General features: G+C 46.9%; 8 protein-coding genes. 6 read left to right on the top strand and 2 right to left on the bottom strand.

All coding sequences use genetic code 11. The features are described 5' to 3' along the window. Together C5S62_RS03725 and C5S62_RS03720 are read right to left on the bottom strand one after the other, a co-directional pair. A partial coding sequence (locus tag C5S62_RS03725; protein ID WP_255400134.1) for an Arm DNA-binding domain-containing protein occupies window positions 1-500 on the bottom strand: 500 nt, incomplete at its 3' end. A gap of 558 nt (window positions 501-1,058) precedes the next feature. Continuing rightward, entirely contained in the window at window positions 1,059-1,292 is a 234-nt protein-coding gene (locus tag C5S62_RS03720) for a hypothetical protein (RefSeq protein WP_104404114.1), read from the bottom strand. 878 nt (window positions 1,293-2,170) lie between these two features. On the opposite strand from C5S62_RS03720, the gene C5S62_RS03715 reads away from it, so the two are divergent. The 6 genes from C5S62_RS03715 (at window position 2,171) to C5S62_RS03690 (ending at window position 6,448) form a co-directional block, all read left to right on the top strand. Next, entirely contained in the window at window positions 2,171-2,593 is a 423-nt protein-coding gene (locus C5S62_RS03715) for a hypothetical protein (protein ID WP_104404113.1), read from the top strand. Between the two features lie 75 nt (window positions 2,594-2,668). After that, window positions 2,669-4,228: a relaxase/mobilization nuclease domain-containing protein gene (locus C5S62_RS03710; RefSeq protein ID WP_104404112.1), complete on the top strand. Its 1,560-nt coding sequence runs from the start codon at window positions 2,669-2,671 to the stop codon at window positions 4,226-4,228. 178 nt (window positions 4,229-4,406) lie between these two features. Continuing rightward, window positions 4,407-5,105, top strand: coding sequence for a ParA family protein (locus C5S62_RS03705; RefSeq protein WP_104404111.1), 699 nt, complete (start codon window positions 4,407-4,409; stop codon window positions 5,103-5,105). Then, a complete protein-coding gene (locus C5S62_RS03700) occupies window positions 5,102-5,476 on the top strand; it encodes a hypothetical protein (RefSeq protein WP_104404110.1) in 375 nt (124 codons plus the stop codon). The genes C5S62_RS03705 and C5S62_RS03700 overlap by 4 nt, the downstream gene beginning before the upstream one ends. A gap of 13 nt (window positions 5,477-5,489) precedes the next feature. Next, window positions 5,490-6,077 (top strand): hypothetical protein, encoded by a 588-nt coding sequence (locus C5S62_RS03695; RefSeq protein ID WP_104404109.1) that lies wholly within the window; start codon window positions 5,490-5,492, stop codon window positions 6,075-6,077. Window positions 6,078-6,082: 5 nt separating this feature from the next. Then, window positions 6,083-6,448, top strand: coding sequence for a hypothetical protein (locus C5S62_RS03690; protein ID WP_104404108.1), 366 nt, complete (start codon window positions 6,083-6,085; stop codon window positions 6,446-6,448). Window positions 6,449-6,485 lie beyond the last annotated feature (37 nt).

Here is a 6,485-nt window from a genome sequence, read left to right as displayed (position 1 = left end):
TGCCCGAGGGGGTCAAACTCACGCGCCTTTTCCATATCCTCCACATTATATTTATCGTGGATATATTCGGCAAGGCGATTTTTGGTAAGTTCATAACGGGTATATGTCTTTTGCGTGGCTGTTTTCCCTACTTTCAGCGCATATTGTTCATTGTGCTGGGAAAATACCTGTAAGAGAGTTTTTGCTCTTTCCTCTTTACCTAAGAACACGTTGCGTACTTTCTCTGCGGTTACATAGCTGTCCCGTTCTAAAATGGTCTGATAGTGTCTGTGCAAGGTAGCTTTGATGCTATCCAGCATTTCATTCATGCGGGTAAATTCCGCTCCTCTGCCATTTACCTTTCCGGTTTTGGCAGACCAGTTTTTAGGATTGACTTCAAGTTTAGTGTTGAATTGGGCTAATTTCCCGTCAATGGTAATACGTGCCATGATTGGCATATTACCGTTCTTTTTCACCTTGTCCCGTTTCAGGAAGAACAATACTCGGAATGTTGATTTCATACCTCATTTTTTAAGTTACAAAACTACTTTTATTAACTCATAATGAGATAAATGCATGGTCGCCAAATCTCGACAACATTTCGCCATTTTCCGACAAATCGTACCCCTTTTTGAAGAATTTTGTCGGGGGTACGAATAAGGCACTATTTTTTGTCTGTCAGTGACCTTTTCGTGGCGGTCAAGGTAGCCAAAAGGCAATAAAAAAAGTCCCACAAAATATTGATTTTGTAGGACTTGTCTTTTTCTTGTCGCCTTTTGGCTTTTCTTTCAGTGATCCGAGCGGGCTTTGTGAGAGTGGCATTATCTTATTGATTATCAATTTGTTGGTTGATGTAATTGAGAAGCAATGTACCACGGTTTGTACCACATTTTCCGCTCTATTTTGGAGGGCAAAATTGCCCTGATTTATCACTACCTGCGAGAGTATCACAAAATTAACACTTATTATCCGAATATTTGCCAATTAAACAATATTTAACTATTAAAAATTGTGGTTCTCATACTTGAACACCTGTTTTCAGGCAAAAGTTCGGTGCTGTGGACGGGTGTCCGGGAGCCTCAAAAAATGTGGTGAAAAAGGTGGCGCACACTGACCGAAAAAGTGGCGGAAAAGGTGTCTGTAAAAGTGTCCCCAAAGGTGTCCCCATAAGTGTCCGAAAGAGTGTCCCCAAGAGTGTATGTAAGTGTGTCTGTATCAGTGACGGTAAATATGTCGGAACGGGTGTCTGAAATGGTGGCGGCAGAAGTGGCGGATAAGGTGTCGGTCAAGGTGACGGCAAAGGTGGCGCACATCAGCCGAAATCAGTGTTGTTTTCCCCCTTGCTTCCCAGCCTGAAAAATCCCACCGCAGGGAGAAGATTATGCCTGCCCTCCTATTTTTCTCCCTTAAAGAAAATTTCACGGAGCAGTCCTATGTCGATACTGTCTCCACAACGACCGCAATCCTCTCCAGCAGAGCAGAAGCAGCCAACAAATCATACGCCATACCAAAGACACAATCCGGCAGGCAAGACGCATAATCATTACAAGCGACCATCGGATAAAGCGGAGCAACAGTCCTGCAACTATCGCAACGGGCAATAGATATATCATCAATAAAAGTGCGAACATGGTGAGAGATATTATGATGTTCAGATAGTCCGATAATGTCATTTCAACATCATCAAACTACCGCCCGAAGTAATGCTCCGAGTATGTAAATATACTAAATTTCAACGACTTATGCAAATTTTCAAGCCATTATTTTAGTACATATTCATCTGATTTTCACATCATTTCATGCTCTGACACAAGCCATATCACAGTATATGATAATGTGATTGTCGTGACAGCAACAGCAGTCATTATCGGATAACAGTGGTATGTGATAATAAGAGTATATGATACATAGGGCAAATCATTATCCTATGATTAAATACCGGTGTCCCAAGTTGTCAGATAAAAAGATTATGTTCGGAATTTGTGCGCGGTCAACCGGAGTGAGCTAACTTCGCCGTGCGAAACGAGGTGGGGAGAGCATCGGGGCATCCATGCCAAAGGTGCAGAATTTGTTAAGCAAGTTGTACTTTTCCCCGGATAAAACGGAGTTTTACCGATGGAAAAGTAACTTGCCTCCCTGTCGGGCGGAGAAAATCAGCTCGCAACTCGCCGATTTTTAATCACTGGAAAATATGGAAAAGAGAACCAACAGAATAGAGATTCTATTTACCGATACCGAACTTGAACGGCTCAAAATCCGCTCAAAGGAGTTCAGGAGCATAAGCTCGTATATCCGTGCCGCGCTTGTGGAGTTTTCCGACAAGGACGCGAAAGGCCGTATGCAAGCCGTGGAAGAGATGGCCTCGCTCTGCCGGAGATTCAAGGACGAGCTTGGCTGGGCCGGCGGCAATCTCAACCAGGCAATGAAACGTGCCAACGAGCTTTCCGTAGCAGGGTTGTTGAGCGAGACATATTATAAAGAGGTACTGATACCTTCCATAAATGGCTTGAAGAAGACTATGGATAAAATCATAGCCGAACACTCCGATGTCGTAAGCAAGATAATACGCGGTGTACTGAAGAACGGACAATCCGAACATCTGATGCAACGATAACCGAATTATCATATACTCCGGTTCCATATACTCACATAATCTCAAACCGAGATTTACTCTTAATCATATATTCACATGATAGCGACAATACTTCCTTCAAGCACCTGCTTCCATGCGGTCGGATATAATGAACGCAAGGTAGCCAAAGGCTCGGCACATCTGCTGAAAATGAAAAATTTTGATGCGGTAGAAATGATGGGACACCATACCCCCGACGACCTCGTGGCCTATCTTGAAAATTACTCTTCCAAAAACCCGAGAATCAAGAAAGCACAGTTCCACATGGCGTTTTCATGCCGGGGACACGAAAAGACGGAACAGGAGCTTCTGGACTTCGCTCATGAATATCTCCGGGAGATGGGATATGGCGAAGAAGGACAGCCCCTGCTGGTTTACGGACATACCGATACTGATAACACACATATACATATAATAACATCACGCGTGGCACCGGACGGTAGCAAGATAGACCATAACCATGAACGGGTAAGGTCGCAACGTGTGGTCGAGCGGTTGCTTGGAAACGACATTAACGAGAAAGCACGCAGGGATATGGAAGAAGCCCTGTCTTATAAATTCACATCCATCACACAGTTCAAGGCTCTTATGAACACGCTCGGTTATGAGTGCTACGACAATGAGGGAGTGGTATCCATAAAACGTGGCGGTGCCGTATGTCTTAAAATACCACTAGAGGAAATCAGCTCACATTACCGTTCAACGACAGTCGACCGTCAGCGCAGGAGACAGCTCCGCGCCATATTCGCCAAATACCGAGACCTGACCGCCAACAAGAAAGAACTCGCCGATGAACTGAAAAGAAAATTCGGTATCGAGCTTGTGTTTTTCGGAAAGAAAGATTCTCCATACGGTTATATGATAATCGACCATAACAAGAAAGCTGTCATCAACGGAGGCAAGATATATCCGATAAAGGAGCTGCTTGATTTTGCGACACCTGATGAACGGTTCGCAAGAATAGACTCACAAATCGACGCCCTGTTAGCCAATGATCCAAAAATCACCATCGGCGAGCTTAACGACATACTGAGCCGCCAGAACAAAGCCTATGTGAAACAGGGGCAGATATGGCGAGGCAGAGACAGCCGTCCTCTCCGCCCCCATATGTGGGAGGCTCTGAGACGCAACAACCGTATTCAATGGGTGGAGTCCTTCGCGCCGGCAACGGAAGCGGAGCGGGACTTCCTATGTTCAATCGGCAAGGTGACTGTGCCCCACATGGTGGAAATCAACGGAACAAGGACAACACAATACAATAACCGGCTGTCAGATCTGAGGAGCATATTTGACAGCAGCACAGGTTATATACGCCGTCAGACACTCCGCAGTGCAGGATTTTCAATCCGGGATATTGAGGGAGAAATGTATGCCTTTGACATGAAAGCCCGCGTCCTTATAAATCTTGAAAACGAGGGTTTCGATATAAGACGGCTCCAGTTTGTAAAAAATCCCGTCGAGAACAAAAAGCAAAACGTGGCGGTCAGACGAAAGCCCGGCTCAGGAATAAGGAAGCCGCATGACGTGGAGTCAGGTCAAGGCCAGAACAGGGAATGGGAAGTTGGCTACAAAGGGGACTATGACAGGATAGATGATGAGTCCTCGATAAGACGATAGCCTGTTTCCGTGACTTCTATCCGGTGACACCGTGTGCGTGATAGCCACTATATTACACGCTCAGATAGCCATTTCAACACAATATCGCATTATCCGATGATGAAAACTGTTCGGAATTTCGGGTTTAGCAATCGCCCCATGATAATTTTGCTCAAAAACCAACCGACAGTTTCTATCAATGGAATCAACCTGTATAATCACATTCGCCAATCAGAAAGGCGGTGTCGGCAAGACAACGCTGTGCGCCCTTTTCGCAAGCTACCTTGTGTCAAGGGGGCACAGTGTGACCGTGTTCGACACCGATCCGCAGCAGTCCATCGTCAAGAAACGCACAGCGGACACCGCCACATATGCAGGAGTGCCGCTGCCCTATAATGTATATCCTTTCAGCATGAGCAACGAGCCGGCTCTTATCGCGCTAATCGAGAACCTGCACAACTCAGCCGCCGTGGACTTCGCGCTGTTTGACTCGGCAGGCAGTCTCAACGACCAGGCGTTGCTGGCACTTTTCGCCAATACGGATTATTTGCTGACTCCGTTCCACTATGACAACCTGACCGTACCCTCCACCGCTGTATTTGTCGCCATGATAGTCGAATTGAGACGCAGCATCGGAAATGCTATGAAAACGGTACATTATGTCATACCCAATCTTGAAGAACAGGGTGTCGGCACCAAAGAGGAAAAGGAGCTATGGCAGCTCGTGAACAAGAAGCTGAGCGAACACGTGCGTATAGCACCGACCGTTTATAAACGCCAGACATTACGCCGTTTCAGTACAATCTCCGGCATGGACGACCAGATGCTCGTAGTATCACCGGCCTTCGATCATATTTACAATGACATATTCGGCATACCAAACACAGAAGAAGAATGAACCAGGACACCCCATACCCCAAACTGAACGACCTGCTCGGAGGACTCGGCAACCTTGTTCCCGGAGCGGAGACCATGCCACAGGCACCGGAACAGCATACCGTTCCCGAACCTGAGCCGTCGCCCGACAATGACGATGACTGGGAGCTTTTCAGAAAGAATCTTGCCTTGTATAATTTCAGGGAGAAAAAAGATGACCGCATGATATGCAAGCTCGACCGCGACCTTGCGGACTCCCTCGATGCCTGCGACATCGACCGCAAATGCCGTTCCGATATTGTGAACGCCATAGTCAGGACTTTTGTAAACCGGTATCTTGACAGGCTGCGGCAATTCAGGAAAAACAACAGGTCATTACTCGGCAACACATAAAAACTTACTGGATATGAGAACAATCAAATGGTCTTATGATATGCTCCGCACACTGCGTGAGATGTATCCACACGACACGAATACACGGATAGCAGCAACTATCGGTGTGGGTACGAGGTGTGTGGTGGCGAAAGCAGCCGAACTCGGACTTGAAAAGGAACGTGACATCAGGCGCAAGGAGGCTGAGAGAATCCTTATGGAAAATTACGGCACTCATTCCCAGTCAGAACTGTCACGCCTGACAGGATTGAGTCTCCGCACCGTCAAACGCATGGCCGGACGTTTGGGACTGAAACGCGATGCCGATGATGCCTCACGGTTCATTTCCTCCAGACGCAAGGAGATAATACGTCGTGAGAGACTGCGCCTGAGGATAGGACTTGACCCAATAACCAATGTCAAGGTCACAGGCAACCGCCGACGGGCAATCTTACGCAACCGGCTCAAACAATACGGATATGTGGTCATGCGTGGCAACGACACCGTATTTTTCAGTCCGGACATGGCACGCTGTTCAAGACACGAGGACAGAGGAGCATCCCTCGGCCTTACCTTTCTTCCCCTGCCGCAACAACATTCATTCACAACAAAAATAATCTGATAATCATGTTCGGAACTATTTTTACCTGCCTGACAGCCGTACTCATATTATATTATGCTGTCCTTGTCTGCATGGATCTTTTCATAAAGCCTACGGGAGCCGCCGATGAATCCGGCACACCCGATGAAGCTGAGATCGACATATCCGATGAAGCAAACTCATTCAAGGCAATCGAAATCAAGCGCGGTAAACAGAGTGCCAAGAAGCCGGTCAAGGCTCCGGTCGAGAAACCGAACCTCTCAAAGCCGCTGATGACAAATTATCTTCCAGTTGAACAGCTTGCAAGAAAAGCCCGCAACATCACCAGTTCTGAAGATGCCTCCCTCGCCGGCCTCGGAGAAATCATCATCAAATGCGAGTCCGCTGCCTGAAATAACCTGGCTTACCGCTAACCATATTCATATCACC

It is taken from the genome of Prevotella sp. MGM2, from assembly GCF_002933955.1.
In the GTDB taxonomy this organism is placed as follows: domain Bacteria; phylum Bacteroidota; class Bacteroidia; order Bacteroidales; family Bacteroidaceae; genus Alloprevotella.
The sequence above is the reverse complement of the archived record's forward strand: the minus strand, read 5'-3'. Positions and strand labels throughout refer to the sequence as shown.